General features: G+C 72.9%; 14 protein-coding genes. 3 read left to right on the top strand and 11 right to left on the bottom strand.

Annotation, left to right across the window (positions count from 1 at the left end):
* Positions 1–40: 40 nt before the first annotated feature.
* Positions 41–667, bottom strand: a complete 627-nt coding sequence (locus BIU96_RS10800) for a hypothetical protein (RefSeq protein WP_071292616.1) — start codon at positions 665–667, stop codon at positions 41–43.
* Between the two features lie 194 nt (positions 668–861).
* Here BIU96_RS10800 and BIU96_RS10795 point away from each other — a divergent pair, with 194 nt between their 5' ends.
* A complete protein-coding gene (locus BIU96_RS10795) occupies positions 862–2,463 on the top strand; it encodes a molybdopterin-dependent oxidoreductase (RefSeq protein ID WP_071292615.1) in 1,602 nt (533 codons plus the stop codon).
* A gap of 49 nt (positions 2,464–2,512) precedes the next feature.
* Here BIU96_RS10795 and BIU96_RS10790 read toward each other — a convergent pair whose 3' ends face one another.
* The 10 genes from BIU96_RS10790 to BIU96_RS10745 form a co-directional block, all read right to left on the bottom strand.
* The gene (locus BIU96_RS10790; protein ID WP_071292614.1) at positions 2,513–3,292 is read right to left on the bottom strand and encodes a putative protein N(5)-glutamine methyltransferase; all 780 of its coding nucleotides are present in this window, start codon (positions 3,290–3,292) and stop codon (positions 2,513–2,515) included.
* The gene (locus BIU96_RS10785) at positions 3,289–4,266 is read right to left on the bottom strand and encodes a ribose-phosphate diphosphokinase (RefSeq protein WP_071292613.1); all 978 of its coding nucleotides are present in this window, start codon (positions 4,264–4,266) and stop codon (positions 3,289–3,291) included. The genes BIU96_RS10790 and BIU96_RS10785 overlap by 4 nt, the downstream gene beginning before the upstream one ends.
* A gap of 61 nt (positions 4,267–4,327) precedes the next feature.
* A complete protein-coding gene (gene glmU, locus BIU96_RS10780) occupies positions 4,328–5,755 on the bottom strand; it encodes a bifunctional UDP-N-acetylglucosamine diphosphorylase/glucosamine-1-phosphate N-acetyltransferase GlmU (protein WP_071292612.1) in 1,428 nt (475 codons plus the stop codon).
* A gap of 225 nt (positions 5,756–5,980) precedes the next feature.
* Complete coding sequence (locus tag BIU96_RS10775; protein WP_071292611.1) at positions 5,981–7,390, bottom strand: MFS transporter; 1,410 nt, start codon at positions 7,388–7,390, stop codon at positions 5,981–5,983.
* Positions 7,391–7,553: 163 nt separating this feature from the next.
* Positions 7,554–8,597, bottom strand: a complete 1,044-nt coding sequence (locus BIU96_RS10770; RefSeq protein ID WP_071292610.1) for an NAD(P)-dependent alcohol dehydrogenase — start codon at positions 8,595–8,597, stop codon at positions 7,554–7,556.
* Positions 8,594–9,892, bottom strand: a complete 1,299-nt coding sequence (locus BIU96_RS10765) for an ROK family transcriptional regulator (RefSeq protein WP_083402838.1) — start codon at positions 9,890–9,892, stop codon at positions 8,594–8,596. Before BIU96_RS10765 ends, BIU96_RS10770 begins: the two co-directional genes overlap by 4 nt.
* 62 nt (positions 9,893–9,954) lie before the next feature.
* Entirely contained in the window at positions 9,955–11,004 is a 1,050-nt protein-coding gene (locus BIU96_RS10760; RefSeq protein WP_071292608.1) for a sugar phosphate isomerase/epimerase, read from the bottom strand.
* Positions 11,005–11,035: 31 nt separating this feature from the next.
* Entirely contained in the window at positions 11,036–12,133 is a 1,098-nt protein-coding gene (locus BIU96_RS10755; RefSeq protein ID WP_071292607.1) for a Gfo/Idh/MocA family protein, read from the bottom strand.
* Positions 12,118–12,822: a ThuA domain-containing protein gene (locus BIU96_RS10750; RefSeq protein ID WP_071292606.1), complete on the bottom strand. Its 705-nt coding sequence runs from the start codon at positions 12,820–12,822 to the stop codon at positions 12,118–12,120. Before BIU96_RS10750 ends, BIU96_RS10755 begins: the two co-directional genes overlap by 16 nt.
* Positions 12,819–14,015, bottom strand: coding sequence for a Gfo/Idh/MocA family protein (locus BIU96_RS10745; protein ID WP_254786089.1), 1,197 nt, complete (start codon positions 14,013–14,015; stop codon positions 12,819–12,821). Before BIU96_RS10745 ends, BIU96_RS10750 begins: the two co-directional genes overlap by 4 nt.
* 97 nt (positions 14,016–14,112) lie before the next feature.
* Between BIU96_RS10745 and xylA the strand changes: the two genes are divergently transcribed.
* A complete protein-coding gene (gene xylA, locus BIU96_RS10740) occupies positions 14,113–15,303 on the top strand; it encodes a xylose isomerase (protein ID WP_071292604.1) in 1,191 nt (396 codons plus the stop codon).
* Complete coding sequence (locus BIU96_RS10735; RefSeq protein WP_071292603.1) at positions 15,300–16,769, top strand: FGGY family carbohydrate kinase; 1,470 nt, start codon at positions 15,300–15,302, stop codon at positions 16,767–16,769. The genes xylA and BIU96_RS10735 overlap by 4 nt, the downstream gene beginning before the upstream one ends.
* The last annotated feature ends 76 nt before the right edge of the window (positions 16,770–16,845 follow it).

Raw genomic sequence — 16,845 nt, 5'->3', positions numbered from 1 at the left:
CTCGTCGTCCGGGGGCTCGTGGTCCGGGGGCTCGGCGTCGTCAGGCGACGATGCGTTCGCGGGCCAGGTCGGCGACCAACCGCTCGAGTCGGGGGCCGCGGCCGAGCATCCGCCGCGAGCCCGGAGCAGCGCGCACGAAGAAGGTCGCCACGGCCGCCGAGTCGTCCGGGCGCACGTAGTGCATGGCCACGGCCCACGAACGGCCGTCGCCGTGCACGTCCTCGAGCCCGACGTGCACCATGCGACTCCACCGGACCACGAGCAGGCGAGTGGCCCGACGATCCTCGAGTTCCCACAGGGATGCCTCGGTGGCTCCGAACGCCCACGTCACGCGCTGGCCGAGCAACACCTCGGGTCGGACGGTCGCGATCGAGGCACAGAGTTCTGCGGTCGGCACCGCGGGGACCAGCCACACCGTCGGGTCGATGCGCCGGATCGCCAGGGCGAGTGCCTCGTCCTCACGGCGGCGACGCGACGAGTGCCCCCGGATGACCGCGACGACGATGACCGCGACGCCCAGCCCGATGGCGGCGACCTCGGCGACCCCGAAGTACGTCAGGTCTGCGTCCGGCGACAACGCGACGACGATGATCCGCGCGGTGAGCAGCGCCGCCCAGACGCCGACGATGACCCATCGGAGGGTGGCGAGCCGCCGAGCGGGCGACATCGGTCGGCGCTCCTGCCGTCGGGCACGGCCGGGGCGCGGAACACGATCGGGACGCCTCAGCACACCCCGATCCTCGCACGGCCCACCGCTCATCGGCTGGCGCTGCCCGGTGAACGGCCGTCGAACCGGGTCCGCCGTCCACAGGTTGCCCGGTTGTCAGCCCGCACGCGGCACCGGAGACCTACGCTCAGGCCGTGACCACTGACCAGGAGACCGCCCCGACGACCACGGCGCGTCCGGAGGTCCTGCCGTCGGCGCGGTGGTTCGCCGCCGGCGTCGGACTCGTCGCCGCAGCGGCGTTCTTCGCCGCCGCCGAGCTCGGTGCGCTGCTGCTCGGCGGTGCCGGCAGTCCGCTCGTCGCCGTCGGCTCCGCCGTCATCGACCTGGCGCCGCGCGGCGCGAAGGACCTGATGGTGTCGCTCTTCGGCACCGAGGACAAGGTCGCGCTCTTCGCGCTGATGGGCGTCATCGTCGCCGTCGTCAGTGCCGCCGCCGGCATCCTCGAGCGGGCACGGCCGCCGTTCGGCGCGCTGGTGTTCGCCGTCGGGGGCGTCCTGTCCCTCATCGCCGTCAGCACACGGTCCGGCAGCGGGACGTTCGACGGCGCACCGTCCGTCCTGGGCGTCGCCGCAGCGGTCATCGTCCTCCGGGTGCTGGCGCAGCGCCTCCGTCGGTGGGAGGCCGCGGTCGCCGTCCCCTCCGCGACCCCGCGCCCGGCCTCCACCGAACGGCGTGCGTTCCTGGCCTGGGGCATCACCGCCGCCGCGGTCGCCGTCGTGGTGGGCACCGCATCGCGACTCGGGTCGTCGGCGATGCAGGCCACCGCCGCCGCTCGACGGGCGATCCGGCTGCCGGCTCCGTCGAACGCTGCCCCGTCCGTCCCGAGCGGCGCCTCGCTCGACGTCGCCGGCATCACCCCCTACGTCACGCCGAACGCCGACTTCTACCGGATCGACACCGCACTCCGCGTGCCCTCGGTCGACACCGCCGACTGGCGGCTCCGCATCCACGGCGCCGTCGACCACGAGGTCGAGCTCACCTGGGACGACCTCCTCGCGCTGCCGCTCGAGGAGCACCACGCCACGCTGAGCTGCGTCTCGAACGAGGTCGGTGGCGACCTCATCGGCAACGCGCTCTGGCTCGGCTACCCGATCCGGCTCCTGCTCGAACGGGCCGCGCCGCATGCCGGGGCCGACATGGTGCTGTCCCGCAGCGTCGACGGCTTCTCGGCGGGGACGCCCCTCGACGTGCTGCAGGACCCCGGGACCGCTGCGCTGCTGGCCGTCGGGATGAACGGCGAACCACTGCCGCCCGAGCACGGGTTCCCGGTCCGGATGGTCGTCCCCGGCCTGTTCGGGTACGTGTCGGCGACGAAGTGGGTGACCGAGCTCGAGGTGACGCGGTTCGCCGACGCCGAGGGCTACTGGACGCCCCGCGGCTGGTCCGAACGCGGGCCGGTCAAGCTGGAGTCGCGGATCGACACCCCACGCGCGGGTTCGACGGTGCAGGCCGGGTCCGAGGTCGCCATCGCCGGTGTCGCGTGGCAGCCGCACACCGGGGTCAAGGGCGTGCAGGTCCGGGTCGGGGACGGCTCGTGGCAGGACGCCACGCTCGCCGACTCGGTGTCCGCCGACACCTGGCGGCAGTGGGTGTACCGGTGGACCCCGACGAAGGGATCGCACCGCATCCAGGCGCGTGCCGTGAGCGCCGACGGCGAGGTGCAGACGAGTGTCGAGCGGCCACCCGCGCCGAACGGGGCATCGGGGTGGCACACCGTCGAGGTGCGCGCCTCCTGACCGACGGAGCGCCCACGGTGGTGCAACGACCATCGGCCGCTCGACGTGGTCAGGACGGGCGGGTCGCGACCACGCAGGTGCCGTCGACGTCGTCGTCGGACTCGATCGAGGTCACGAAGCCGGACGACGCGAACGCCGCGGCTGACGCAGCAGCCTGCGCCGCGGACACCTCGATGACGACGGAGCCGCCCGGGCGCAACCACTCCGCCGCACCGGCGGCGATGCGACGGTGGAGGTCCAGCCCGTCCGGGCCGCCGTCGAGCGCGACCCGGTGTTCGTGGTCGCGCGCCTCGGTGGGCATCATGGTGATCGAGGCCGTCGGCACGTACGGCGCGTTCACGGCGACGACGTCGACCACGCCGCGGAACCGGTCCGGGAGCGGCTCGAAGAGGTCCCCCTCGACGACGATGCCGCGGTCACCGATGTTCTCCGCCGCGACGCTCACGGCATCGGGGTCGATGTCGGCCGCCACCAGGTCGAGTGCGCCGATCCGGCCGAGCAGTGCCACCGAGACGGCTCCGGCGCCACAGCAGAGGTCCACCACGCGGTCGTAGCGCTGCAACCGTCTGGCGGCCTGTTCCACCACGACGGTCGTCCGGGCCCGCGGGACGAAGACCCCAGGGGTCACGCGGATGCGGTGCCCGTCGAACGCCGCCCAGCCGAGGACGTACTCGAGGGGTTCGCCGGCCAGGCGTCGCTGCACGAGCGACCGCAGGCGGACCGGGTCGCCGTCGCCGGCGTCGAGCAGGAGGTCCGCTTCGTCCTCGGCGAAGACGCTGCCCGCGGCCCGGAGTCGGGCCGCGAGCGCGTCACGCGCGGGTGAGGTCAAGCCGCGCCGTCGAACATCGACGTGACGGACCCGTCGTCGAAGACCTCGTGGATGGCACGGGCGATGAGCGGGGCGATCGGCAGGACCTCGAGCCGGTCCCAGCGCTTCTCCATCGGCACGGGCAGGGTGTCCGTGACGACGACCCGGTCGATGAACTCGCTCTGCAGCAGCTCGGTCGCGGGGTCGGAGAACACGGCGTGGGTCGCGGCGACGACGACACCGGTCGCGCCGGCGTTCTTCAGCGCCTCGGCGGCCTTGGCGATGGTGCGGCCGGTGTCGATCAGGTCGTCGACGAGCAGGCAGACCCGACCGGAGACGTCACCGACGATCTCGTGGACGCTCACCTGGTTCGGGACGAGCGGGTCGCGACGCTTGTGGATGATGGCCAGCGGTGCGCCGAGCTTCTCGGACCAGATGTCGGCGACGCGCACGCGGCCCATGTCCGGCGAGACGACGGTGAGCGTCGACGGGTCGAGGATCTCCTGGAAGCGCTGCAGCAGCACCGGCATAGCGAACAGGTGGTCGACGGGGCCGTCGAAGAAGCCCTGGATCTGCGCGGCGTGCAGGTCGACGCTCATGATCCGGTGCGCGCCGGCGGCCTTGAACAGGTCGGCGACGAGTCGGGCCGAGATCGGCTCGCGCCCACGGCCCTTCTTGTCCTGTCGGGCGTAGGGGTAGAAGGGCGCGACGACGGTGATGCGCTTCGCCGACGCGCGCTTGAGGGCGTCGACCATGATGAGCTGCTCCATGAGCCACTCGTTGATGGGCGCCGTGTGTGACTGGATGACGAAGGCGTCGCAGCCACGGACCGACTCGTCGAAGCGAGCGTAGAGCTCACCGTTCGCGAAGGTCCGGGCATCGGTCGGGACGAGCTCGACGCCGAGTTCTTCGGCGATCTCCGCCGAGAGCGTCGGGTGTGCTCGCCCTGAGACGAGGACGAGTCGTTTCTGGCCGGTCGTTTTGATTCCGGACAAGTGCGGTGCTCACTCCCTGACCCGTGCGGGGTCGATGTCGACGACGGGTGGTCGCCGTGTTCTATTCGCCGTTCGCGCGCCGAGCAGCTTCGGCCGCCGGCGAACCGGGCCGGTGTTCCTCGACCCATCCGTCGGTGTTGCGCTGTGGGGCGTAGCTGATCGCCAGCGACCCGGCCGGTACGTCCTTGCGGACGGTCGTACCCGCGCCGGTGTACGCCCCGTCACCAATCCTAACCGGGGCGACGAACACGTTGTGCGAGCCTGTACGGACGTTCGACCCAACCTCGGTCCGGTGCTTGTGCACGCCGTCGTAGTTCGCGGTGATCGTGTTGGCACCGATGTTCGAGTCCTCGCCCACCTCGGCATCGCCGATGTAGGACAGGTGCGGGACCTTGCTGCCCCGACCGATCTTCGCGTTCTTCGTCTCGACGAAGGTGCCGATCTTGCCCTGGTCGCCCAGGATCGTGCCGGGTCGCAGGTACGCGAACGGGCCGACGGAGGCCCCGTCGCCGATCACCGCGAGCGTGGCGTCGACTCGGTTGACGACGGCTCCGGCGCCGACCTCGGTGTCGCGGAGGGTGGTGTCCGGGCCCACGACGGCGCCGGACGCGATCGCGGTGGCGCCGATGAGCTGGGTGCCGGGGAGGACCTCGGCGTCGGGCTCGATCGAGACGTCGAGGTCGATCCAGGTGGTCGCGGGGTCCTGCACGGTGACGCCGGCGAGCTGGTGCCGGCGGACGATGCGGCCGTTGAGCTCGCGGGCGGCGTCGGCGAGCTGCGCGCGGTCGTTGATGCCGGCGACGAGCCACGGGTCGGTCAGGGTCACCACGTCGACCAGACCGCCACGGCCGGCGATGAGGCTCGGCGCGTCGGTGATGTACTTCTCACCCTGCGCGTTCGCGGTGGTGAGCGAGGGCAGGACGGCGCGGAGGTGTGCGACGTCGAACGCGTAGATGCCGGCGTTCGTCTCGGTGATGCCGAGCTGCTCGGGGCTGGCGTCCTTGTGCTCGACGACGCCGACGAAGGCCCCGTCGGTGCCGCGCACGATCCGGCCGAGCCCCGTCGGGTCCGGTGCGATGGCGCTGACGAGGGTCACGGCGTGCGATCCGCCGAGGTGTGCGTCCACCAGACGACGCAGCGAGTCGGCGTCGAGGAGCGGGACGTCGCCCGACAGCACCACGACGGCACCGTCGAAGTCGGCGGGCAGCGCCTGGACCGCGACCTCGACCGCGCGACCGGTACCGGGGACGTCGTCCTGGTCGACCACGATCGCGTCGGGGGCGCGCTCGACGACCTCGGCCGCGACGCGCTCGCGCTCGTGCCGAACGACGACGGCGACGTGCTCCGGGCCGAGGGAGGACGCCGTGCGCAGCACGTGGGCGATGAGCGGCAGGCCGGCGAGGCGGTGCAGCACCTTGGGGGTGGACGACTTCATGCGCGTGCCCTGCCCGGCGGCGAGGACGACGACGGCGATCCGCTGGTCGGTCATGGGTCCATCCTGGCGCACGCGCCCTCCCGGTGTCGGGCGACCCACGGCCCTGTGGGCAACCGTGCGCAGAACCGCACCTGTGGAGGGATGCCGAGCCGCGCCTCCAGGCCGAGCGGTGACCGGTTCTTCCCATCGCACGCGGAATGGAAGGCGGAATCGGGCGTAGGAGGTCGAAAGAAACGACCTCCTACGCCCGATTCGACCTGGTACGCGCGAAACGACCCCCTACGCGCGGAACGACCCCGCGCCCGAACCCGACCCCGCGCCCGGCCCCGACCCCCGCGGCACGAACGCCATCAGCACCAGCCCCGCGACGAGCACCACCACCACGCCGATGATCCCGAACCGGGTGGAGCCGCCGATCGTCACCGCGATGCCGAACAGCGCCGGCGCGAGGAACGACGCCGCCCGCCCGGTCGTGGCGTAGAGGCCGAAGAGCTCCCCCTCGCGGCCGGGCGTCGCGAGTCGGCTGAGGTACGCGCGGGACGACGCCTGCACGGGCCCGACGAACACCGCCAGGGTCAGGCCGAGGATCCAGAAGCCCGAGGTCGCCGTGCCGATCAGGAACACCCCGAGCCCGGTCAGGACGAGCCCGACGAGCGACACCGTGATGAGCGCCCGCGAGCCGAACCGGTCGTCGAGCCACCCGGACACGAAGGTCGCGACGCCCGCCACGACGTTGGCCGCGATCGCGAACAGGATCACCTGCGAGGGGCTGAACCCGAACACCGTGGCGGCGATGATCCCGCCGAAGGTGAACACCGCGCCGACGCCGTCGCGGAACACGGCGCTCGCGAGCAGGAACGCCAGGACGTCACGGCGCTCGCGCCAGAGCCGTGCGATGTCGCGGCCGAGGTCGGCGTAGGCGCTGAGGACGCCGCCGCTGCGGGTGCGTCCCGGTGCGGCCTCGGGGATCGTCACGAAGAGCGGGATCGAGCTCACCGCGAGCCACACGGCTGCGATCCCGATGGCCACGCGGACGTCCCACTGCCCGGATGCGACGGTCGCGGGGAGCTGCAGGAGCCCGGCCACCCCGGGGACGCCGAAGTCCTGGATGCAGAGCACCAGCAGCACGACGAGCAGCACGATCCCGCCGAAGTACCCGGCCGCCCACCCGATCGCGGACACCCGCCCCTTCTGCTCCCCCGGTGCGACCTGGCCGAGCATGGCGTTGTAGCCGACGCTCGCGATCTCGTACGCCACGGTCCCGATGCCGAGGAGTGCTGCGCCGAGCAGCAGGAACGGCTGGCTCGGGGCGACGAACACCATCCCGCCGATGGACAGCGCGATGCCGATGGTCGCGATGAGGACGGACCGCCGACGGTGTCCGGACGAGTCCGCGAGTCGGCCGACGGCGGGTGCGACGAGTGCCACGACGATGCCGGCGATGGTCAGCGCGGTCGAGACGACGGCCGCGTTGTGGGCGAGTTCGCGGTCCACGACGGCCCTGCCGGCGGCGGACGTGTCGGCGACGAGGGCCGGGTCCACGAAGGCGCGGCTCGCCAGGTAGGTGCTGAAGACGAAGGTCGTGACGACCGCGTTGAACGCCGCGGACCCCCAGTCCCAGAGCGCCCAGGACACCAGGGCGCGCCGGTCGGTGCGCTGCGGCACTGCAGCCGAGAGTGGAGCCGTCATGCGCGAACCGTAGCGCGTCCGGGTGTCGCGCCGGTGGCCCCGTTCCGGGGCACGCATCCGGGGTGGGCGCGTCCGCGACGCCGGTGGCGGGTGGCGGCGGTGACCGTCCGACGGCCTGGAGGCGCGGTGCGGGCCCGCCACGCGCCTCCAGGCCGTCGTGTGGTCACGAGGCGGACGGGACCCCGCCGGGGTAGACGACCGACTTCAGGGAGGCCGGGTCGGTGTCGCTCTCGAGGGCCTCGCGGACGTCGTCGAGGCCGAAGCGCCCCGTGACGAGCGAGTCCAGGTCGACCTGCCCCGAGGCGACCAGCTCGATCGCCACCGGCCACGTGTTCGTGTACCGGAAGATGCCGGTGACGGTGACCTCGAGGTTCTGGATGTGCTCGACCGGCAGCGTCATCTCGGAGTTCCCGAGCCCGACGAGCACGGCCGCGCCGGCGGGGCCGACCGCCTTGATGCCGTCGGAGACCGCGCGGGGCGCACCGCTGGCGTCGATGAAGGCGTCCACCGGCACGATGTCGGAGGCGACCGACACGAGGGTGGGGTCGACGACCTCGGTCGCCCCGTACTGCAGGGCACGCTCGCGGCGTTCGGCGACGAGGTCGCTCACGACGATCCGGGACGCCCCGAACGCCTTCGCGGCCTGCGCGCAGATGATGCCGATCGGGCCGGCACCGGCGATGAGGACCGAGGAGCCGGGGACGATCCCGGCCTTGCGGACGGCGGCGATGCCGACGGACAGCGGCTCCAGGAGCGCCCCGGCCTCGAACGACACCGCGTCGGGCAGGGTGTGCGCGAACGCGGACTCGATCGTCACGTACTCGGCGAACGCCCCGTCGATCGGCGGGGTCGCGTAGAAGCGCATGTGCGGGCAGAGGTTGTAGCGGCCGGCCAGGCACTGCGCACAGTGGTGGCAGGGCCGCTGCGGCTCCACGGCGACGCGCTCGCCGACCCGGGCCTCGTCGACGCCGTCGCCCACGGCGACGATCGTGCCGGAGAGCTCGTGGCCGAGCACGAGGGGCTCCTCGACGACGAAGTCGCCGATGCGGCCGTGCCGGTAGTAGTGCACGTCGGAGCCGCACACGCCGACGGCCGCGACGCGGACGAGCACGTCGCCCGGGACGACCTCGGGGACGGAGCGGTCCTCGACGGTGAGGTCCTGGGTGCCGAGCAGCACGCTGACGCGCTGGTGCTGGGTGGAGGTCATGCGGGTCTCGCTTCCTCGGCCGCGGCAGGGCGGCCGGACGTGGTGGTGGGGCCGGACGTGGTGGTGGGGAGGGTCGCGGGGACGGCTGCCGCGATCCGGGCCGGGTCGCGCAGCAGGTCGCGGAACGCGATCTCGGCGGCCCCGTGCACCAGGACGTCACGGCCGAGTGCCGCCGGCACGATCCGGAGTCGGTCGGTCATGCCCGTCATGGACTGCGCGCGGACGTCGTCGACGATGCGGTCCCCGACGTGGTCGAGCAGGACGCCGAGGAACCCGCCGAGCACGACGACCTCGGGGTTCACGGTGTGGATCGCGTTGCGCAGGGCGGTGGCGAGCGCGGCGACCTGACGGTCCACGACCCGCTCGACCTCGGGCCGGCACTCGGCGAGCGCCGCGGCCAGCGCCTCGAGGTCGTCGGGCGGGGTCCCCGTCGCGGCGGTCAGGGTGTCGCGGGACGCCTCGGTCTCGAGGCAGCCGACCGCGCCGCAGTGGCAGCGGACGCCGTTCGCCGCGACGAAGGTGTGCCCGAGTTCGCCGGCGTAGCCGTCCGCGCCGCTGAGGGGGCGCCCGCCGGTGATGACGCCGCCACCGATGCCGCTCGCGCCGCCGTTCAGGTAGACCAGGTCGTCGACGCCGCGGCCGCTTCCCCCGAGCCGCTCGGCCCAGGCACCGAGGTTGGCGTCGTTGGCGGCACGCACGGGCAGGCCGGTGCGTGCGGTGAGCGGGCCGGCGAGCGGCTCGTCGTGCCAGCCGAGGTGGGGGGCGTACTGCACGGTGCCGTCCTCGACCCGGACGGTGCCGGGGACGGCGACGCCGATGCCGACGAGCCGGAGCGCGGTGGGAGCGCCGGTCGGGGTGGGTACGGCCGGGTCGTCGCCGGTCGCGGTGGGTACGGCCGGGTCGTCGCCGTCCGCCGGGTGCCGGACGCCGTCGAGCAGTGCCGCGACGGTCTCGACGGCCTCGGACGCGGTCGGTGGACGGTCCTGCGGTGCGACGAGACGCGCCCGGACCGTGCCGTCGAGTCCCACCAGCGCCACGGACACGGCGTCGATCTCGACGGTGACGGCCGCGGCCACGACGTCGGCGGCTGCCCGGACGACCGGACTCGGCCGGCCCACCCCCGCGCCGGGTGACCCGGCCGTCGGGAGCTCCTCGTGCAGCAGGCCCAGGTCGACGAGTTCACCGACGAGGGTCAGCGTGGTCGAACGGTTCAGCCCGGTGCGCCGGGTGACCTCGGCGCGGGTGATCGGCCCCGCCTCGTGCACGAGTCGGAGCACGCGCGCGGCACTGCCCACGGTGGCCGAGACTCGCGGCGAGCGCGCCGAGTCCCGCGCGCCGCCCGCGCCCCGGTCGTCGCTCACCGGGACCGCGAGAACGCCGCGTCGAACGACGCCTCCGGCGGCGCGATGGTGCCGAGCCGTCGGACGAAGGCCAGCGCCTCCGGCCCGCCGACGAGCCGGTCCATCCCGGCGTCCTCCCACTCGACGCTGGTCGGTCCGGTGTACCCGATGTGGTTCAGCACGCGGAACACCCGCTCCCAGGGCACGTCGCCGTGGCCCGCGGTGACGAAGTCCCACCCGCGGCGGGGGTCGCCCCACGGCAGGTGGCTGCCCAGGCGTCCGTTCCGGCCGTCGAGCTGCTTCACCGACTCCTTGCAGTGCACGTGGTAGACGCGGTCGGCGAAGTCGAGCAGGAACGCGGCGGGGTCGAGGTCCTGCCAGACGAAGTGCGACGGGTCGAAGTTGAACCCGAACGCCGGACGGTCCGCGAAGACCTCCAGCGCGCGCTTCGCGGTCCAGTAGTCGTAGGCGATCTCGGACGGGTGCACCTCGAGCGCGAAACGGACCCCCACCTCTTCGAAGACGTCGAGGATCGGGGACCAGCGGTCGTGGAAGTCCTGGTAGCCGGCATCGATCATGCTCGGCGGCACGGGCGGGAAGCCGGCGACGGTCTTCCAGATCGACGACCCGGAGAACCCGGTGACGGTGTCGACCCCGAGCGCGGCGGCGGCGCGGGCTGTCCACTGCAGCTCCTCAGCGGCGCGCTGGCGCACGCCCTCCGGGTCGCCGTCGCCCCACACGTGCGGCGCGAGGATGTCCTCGTGGCGCTGGTCGATCGGGTCGTCGCAGACGGCCTGGCCCGTCAGGTGGTTCGCGATGGTCCAGACGCGCAGGCCGTTGCGCTCGAGGATCGCCTTCCGGTCGGCCACGTAGGCCGCGTCGGTCGCGGCGCGACGGACGTCGAGGTGGTCACCCCAGCAGGCGATCTCCAGCCCGTCGTACCCCCACTCGCCGGCGAGGCGCGCGACCTCCTCGAAGGGCAGGTCGGCCCACTGGCCGGTGAAGAGGGTGACCGGCCTGGAGGCGCGGGTCGTCTCGGTCTCGTCGGTTCCGTCCGTCGTCGTCATCGTCGTCGTCCTTCCTCGCGGTTGTGCACGGTCACCAGGACTCCGGTCGGGCCCCGGCGGGCACGAGCTCGGGTCGGTCGACGCGTGACCGCACGTCGACCACGGTGTGCTCACGGCCGGCGGTCGCGACCGCCTCCATCACCTCGAGCACGTGGAACGCCAGGTCGCCGGAGGCGCGGTGCGGACGGTCCGTCGCGATCGCGTGCGCCATGTCGGCGAGCCCGTAGCCGCGGCCCGCGTCGGCGTATCCGGCGCGCACCGGCAGCTCACGCCACTCGCGGTCGTCGGACGTCGCGATCGACACCGGGTCGGAGAACCGGTTCGGGTCCGGCACGGCGAGGCTGCCCGCGGTGCCGTGCACCTCGAACAGCGGTGCCCGGGTGGCCCACACCTCGAACGAGACGGTGACGGTGGAGACCACGCCGCTCTCGTGCTCGAGCACGGCGACGACGTGGGTGTCGACGTCGACGGGGATGGGCGCGCCGGCGAACGGGCCGGTCGCGATGCTGCGCTCCCGGGTGGACCGGGTGGCGCTGCCGCTGACCCGGGCGACCGGGCCGAAGAACTGCACCAGGCTCGTCAGGTAGTACGGGCCCATGTCGAGCAGCGGGCCGCCGCCGGGCTGGTAGTAGAACGCGGGTGCGGGGTGCCAGAGTTCGTGTCCGGGCGCGCTCCACGACACCGCGGCACCGACCGGGTCGCCGATGCGGCCTTCGTCGAGGACGGCACGGGCGGTCTGGATCCCGGTGCCGAGCACCGTGTCTGGGGCGCTCCCGACCCGCAGGCCCCGCTCCGCGGCGAGCGCCAGCACCGGCGACGCCTCGGCCGTGGCGAGGGCGAGCGGCTTCTCGCCGTAGACGTGCTTGCCGGCGTGCAGCGCCCGGGTGGCGACCTCGGCGTGCGCCGCCGGGATCGTCAGGTTGAGCACGACGTCGACGTCGTCGGCGGCGAGCAGGTCGTCGACGCTCGTGCCCCGGACGCCCTGGGCCGCGCCGACGGCCTGCGCCCGTTCGACGTCGAGGTCGGCGACCGCGGTGAGGGCGAGCCCGGGCAGTGCCGGGAAGTGCTCGAAGTACTGCTGACTGATGTTCCCGACGCCGACGACGCCGACCTTCAGCGGGCTGCCCACAGGAGACCCCTCTCGATGACGGTGCGGAGCGGCTGCGACTCGACGACCTCGAGCCGGTGCCCGGGCGCAGACACGAAGACGCGTCCCTCGCCCCACTGCCGCGTCCAGATCGCGGGCGCGGTGACGGGGCGGTTCCAGGCGTCGAAGTCCCGCGCCTCCTGCGTGGTGGTGGCCAGCACGTCGTTGTACTCGTCGGACAGCACCCAGTACTGCTCGGTGACGAGGTCGAAGTCCTCGATGCCCTGCGTGATGGGGTGCGACCGCCCGAGGTCCGTGATGTGCACGGTGTACGGGATGTAGTTGTCGGACTGCTCGCCGATCCGCTCGGACGGGTGCTTGCCGGCGTGGTGCGCGAACTGCCCACCGATCATGTGGAGGTAGTCGGCGGTGTTCCGGAACGCGTCCGCGATGCCGCCGTGCCACCCGGCGAGCCCGGCGCCGTTCAGGACCGCCCGCTGCAGTCCGGCGAACTCGTCGTCGGCGATGGTGGACATCGTGACGACCTGCACGATCAAGTCGACCTCGGCCATGACGGACTCGTCGGCGTAGACGGCCGTCGAGTCCGACACCCGGACCGCGAACCCGTTGTCGCGCAGGAACGGGACGAACAGGTCGGTGGTCTCGACGGGCTGGTGGCCGTCCCAGCCGCCGCGGACGACCAGTGCCTGGCGTGTGCCGGCGGCGGTCACGAGGTCACCGTCCAGCTGCTGCCGTCGGCGGCGCTGCGTTCGACGGCGTCGAGCACCCGCTGCACGTGCAGGCCGTCCTCGAACGACGGCGACGGGTCGGTGCCGGCGACGATCGCCTCGACGAAGTCCTTCACCTGGTGGCTGAAGGTGTGCTCGTACCCGATGAGGTGTCCGGTGGGCCACCACGCCGCCATGTAGGGGTGCTCGGGTTCGGTGACCAGGATGCGGCGGAAGCCTTGCTCCCCCGCGGGTGCCGACGACTCGTACAACCGCAGTTCGTTCATGGACTCGAGGTCGAACTGGATCGCGCCCTCGGACCCGCTGATCTCGAGGGTCAGGCCGTTCTTCCTGCCGGTGGCGTAGCGCGTGGCCTCGAACGTGCCGATCGCGCCGTCGGCCGCACCGCCGCCCAGTCGGGCGGTGAAGAACGCGGCGTCGTCGACCGTGACCTGCCCGCGCTCGCTCGACGCCGTGCCGGAGAGTCCGACGCCGTCGGCGAGCAGGGGGCGCTCGGTCACGAAGGTCTCGAGCAGACCCGACACCCGGGTGAGCTCGGCGCCGGTGACGTGCTCGACGAGGTCGATCGCGTGCGCGCCGATGTCGCCGAGCGCACCGGAACCGGCGAGCTCCTTGTCGAGGCGCCAGGTCATCGGGCCGTCCTCGTCGGCGAGCCAGTCCTGCAGGTAGAGCGCGCGGACCTGGCGCACGGTGCCGATCCGGCCGTCCTGCACGAGCTGTCGGGCGAAGGCGATGGCCGGCACCCGGCGGTAGCTGAACCCGACCATGGCGCGGACCCCGTGCGCCCGGGCGGCTGCGGCAGCGGCCGTCATCGCCTCGGCCTGTTCGACGGTGTTGGCGAGCGGCTTCTCGCACAGGACGTGCTTGCCGGCCTCGAGCGCGGCGATCGCGATCTCGACGTGCGACGAACCGGGCGACACGATGTCGACGACGTCGATGTCCGGGTCGGCCACGACGGCGCGCCAGTCGGTCGACGCCGCCTGCCAGCCGTACTGCACGCGAGCGGCCTCGGTGCGTTCCGGGTCGCGCCCGACGATCACCGCCATCTCGGGCTCGACCCCGAGGTCGAAGAACCTGGGGGCGGTCCGCCATGCCTGTGAGTGCGCGGCTCCCATGAAGCCGTGCCCCACCATGGCGATCCGCAGTCGTTGCTGCGCCGTCGAAACACTTGCCATCCGCTCGCTCCTTTGCGATCACGTCCTTGCCACAGCCAACACTACCGCTTATGTTGGGCGCGGCAACATTTTGTTTCGACGACGAACGGTGACTAACATGGCAACGACGCCCACCCGTGCAGACAAGTTCTCCTTCGGTCTCTGGACCATCGGCTACAACGGCTCCGACCCCTTCGGCGGACCGACCCGCCCCGCCCTCGACGTGGTCGAGGGCGTCGAGAAGCTCGACGAGCTCGGCGCGTACGGTCTGACCTTCCACGACGACGACCTCTTCGCGTTCGGCTCGACCGACGCCGAGCGCCAGAAGCAGATCGACCGCCTCAAGGGCGCGCTCGAGGCGACCGGGATCGTCGTGCCGATGGTCACGACGAACCTCTTCTCCGCCCCGGTCTTCAAGGACGGCGGCTTCACCTCGAACGACCGGCAGGTCCGCCGGTTCGCGCTCCGCAAGGTGCTCCGCAACATCGACCTCGCCGCCGAGCTCGGCGCGTCGACGTTCGTCATGTGGGGCGGCCGCGAGGGTGCCGAGTACGACAGCGCGAAGGACGTGCAGGCCGCGCTCGAGCGCTACCGCGAGGCCGTCAACCTCCTCGCCCAGTACGTCACCGACAAGGGCTACGGCATCCGGTTCGCCATCGAGCCGAAGCCGAACGAGCCCCGCGGCGACATCCTCCTGCCGACCCTGGGCCACGCCATCGCGTTCACCGAGACCCTCGAGCGCCCGGAGATGTTCGGCATCAACCCCGAGGTCGGCCACGAGCAGATGGCGGGCCTGAACTTCACCGCCGGCATCGCCCAGGCGCTCTACCAGGGCAAGCTCTTCCACATCGACCTCAACGGCCAGCGCGGGATCAAGTACGACCAGGACCTCGTGTTCGGTCACGGCGACCTGCAGAACGCGTTCTCGCTCGTCGACCTGCTCGAGCACGGCGCCCCGCAAGGCGGCCCGGCGTACGACGGCCCCCGCCACTTCGACTACAAGCCGAGCCGCACCGAGGACATCTCGGGCGTCTGGGACTCCGCCGCCGCGAACATGCGCATGTACCTCCTGCTCAAGGAGCGCGCCGAGGCGTTCCGCGCCGACCCCGAGGTGCAGGCCGCGCTCGAGGCCTCGAAGGTCCCCGAGCTCTCCACTCCGACGCTCAACGCCGGCGAGTCGTACGACGACTTCCTCGCCGACCGCTCCGCCTACGAGGACTTCGACGCCGACGCGTACTTCGGCGGCAAGGGCTTCGGCTTCGTGAAGCTCCAGCAGCTCGCCATCGAGCACCTCATGGGCGCTCGTTGAGCCAGCAGCTCGTGGCCGGGGTCGACTCGTCGACCCAGTCCTGCAAGGTCACGATCCGCGACGCGGCGACCGGGGCGGCCGTCCGGGAGGGACGCGCGTCCCACCCGGACGGCACGTCCGTCGACCCCCGCCACTGGTGGGACGCCCTCGGCACCGCGGTCGCGGACGCCGGCGGGCTCGAGGACGTCGCCGCCGTCGCGATCGCCGGGCAGCAGCACGGCATGGTCGCGCTCGACGCCGACGGCCACGTGGTCCGCGACGCCCTGCTGTGGAACGACGTCCGCAGTGCGGACGCAGCCGCGCAGATGGTCGACGAGCTCGGCCGGGAGGCATGGGTCGCCCGGACGGGACTGGTGCCGGTCGCGTCGTTCACCGGTACCAAGCTGCGCTGGCTCCGCGACGCTGAGCCCGAGAACGCGGCCCGCGTCGCGGCCGTGGCGCTCCCACACGACTGGCTGTCGTGGCGGCTCCGCGGCTACGGCCCGGCGGACGAGAGCCCGCTCGGCCCCGACCTCGACGCCCTGGCGACGGACGCGTCCGACGCCAGCGGCACCGCCTACTGGGATCCGGTGCGCCGCGAGTACGACCCGGAGCTGTTCAAGCTCGCGCTCGGACGGCCCATGCGTCCCGCGACGACGGGTGACGACGACGCCGTGGTCGTCCCCCGCGTCGTCGCACCGGACGAGGCGATGGGCACGCTGTCCACCGACGTCGAGCTGCCCGGCGGTGCGGTCGCACGCACCGGGCTCCTGGTCGGCGCGGGACTCGGCGACAACGCCGGGGCAGCGCTCGGCCTCGGACTCGGCCCGGGCGACGTCGCGGTGTCCCTCGGCACGAGCGGCACCGTCTTCGGGGTCAGCGACGCCGAGGTGCGTGACCCGAGCGGGACCGTGGCGGGCTTCGCCGACGGGAGCGGGTCGCGCCTCCCGATCGTCACGACGCTCAACGCGGCCCGCGTGCTCGAGGTGATCGGACGGCTGCTCGGTGTCGACCACGACGCCCTCGGCGAGCTGGCGCTCACGGCGCCGGCCGGCGCCGACGGGCTCGTGCTCGTGCCGTACTTCGTCGGGGAACGGACGCCGAACCGACCGGACGCGACCGCGTCCCTGCTCGGGATGACCCCGGACACGACGGACCGCGCGCACCTGGCGCGGGCCGCCGTCGAGGGGATGCTCTGCGCCCTCGCCGACGGGCTCGCGGCGGTCGAGGCGACCGGTGTCACCGTGTCGCGGCTGCTGCTCATCGGCGGCGCCGCACGCAACGAGGCCGTCCGCGTCGTCGCCGCACAGGTGTTCGGCCGTGACGTCGAGCTGCCCGCTCCCGGCGAGTACGTCGCGGCCGGGGCCGCGCGACAGGCGGCCTGGGTCCTCACCGGGGCACTGCCGCAGTGGGACCTCGACACGACGGTCGTGCCGGCGGACCCGCAGCCCGCGGTCCTCGAGCAGTACCGCGCCGCCGCCCGCTGACGCCCACCACACCACGACACTCCCTGCCCCCGGCGCCGTCCACGACGACACCGGGGGCAGGATCGTCCCCGGAGGA

Source organism: Curtobacterium sp. MCBA15_008 (assembly GCF_001865065.1).
Lineage (GTDB): Bacteria > Actinomycetota > Actinomycetes > Actinomycetales > Microbacteriaceae > Curtobacterium.
This window is presented reverse-complemented; position numbering and strand designations above follow the sequence as displayed.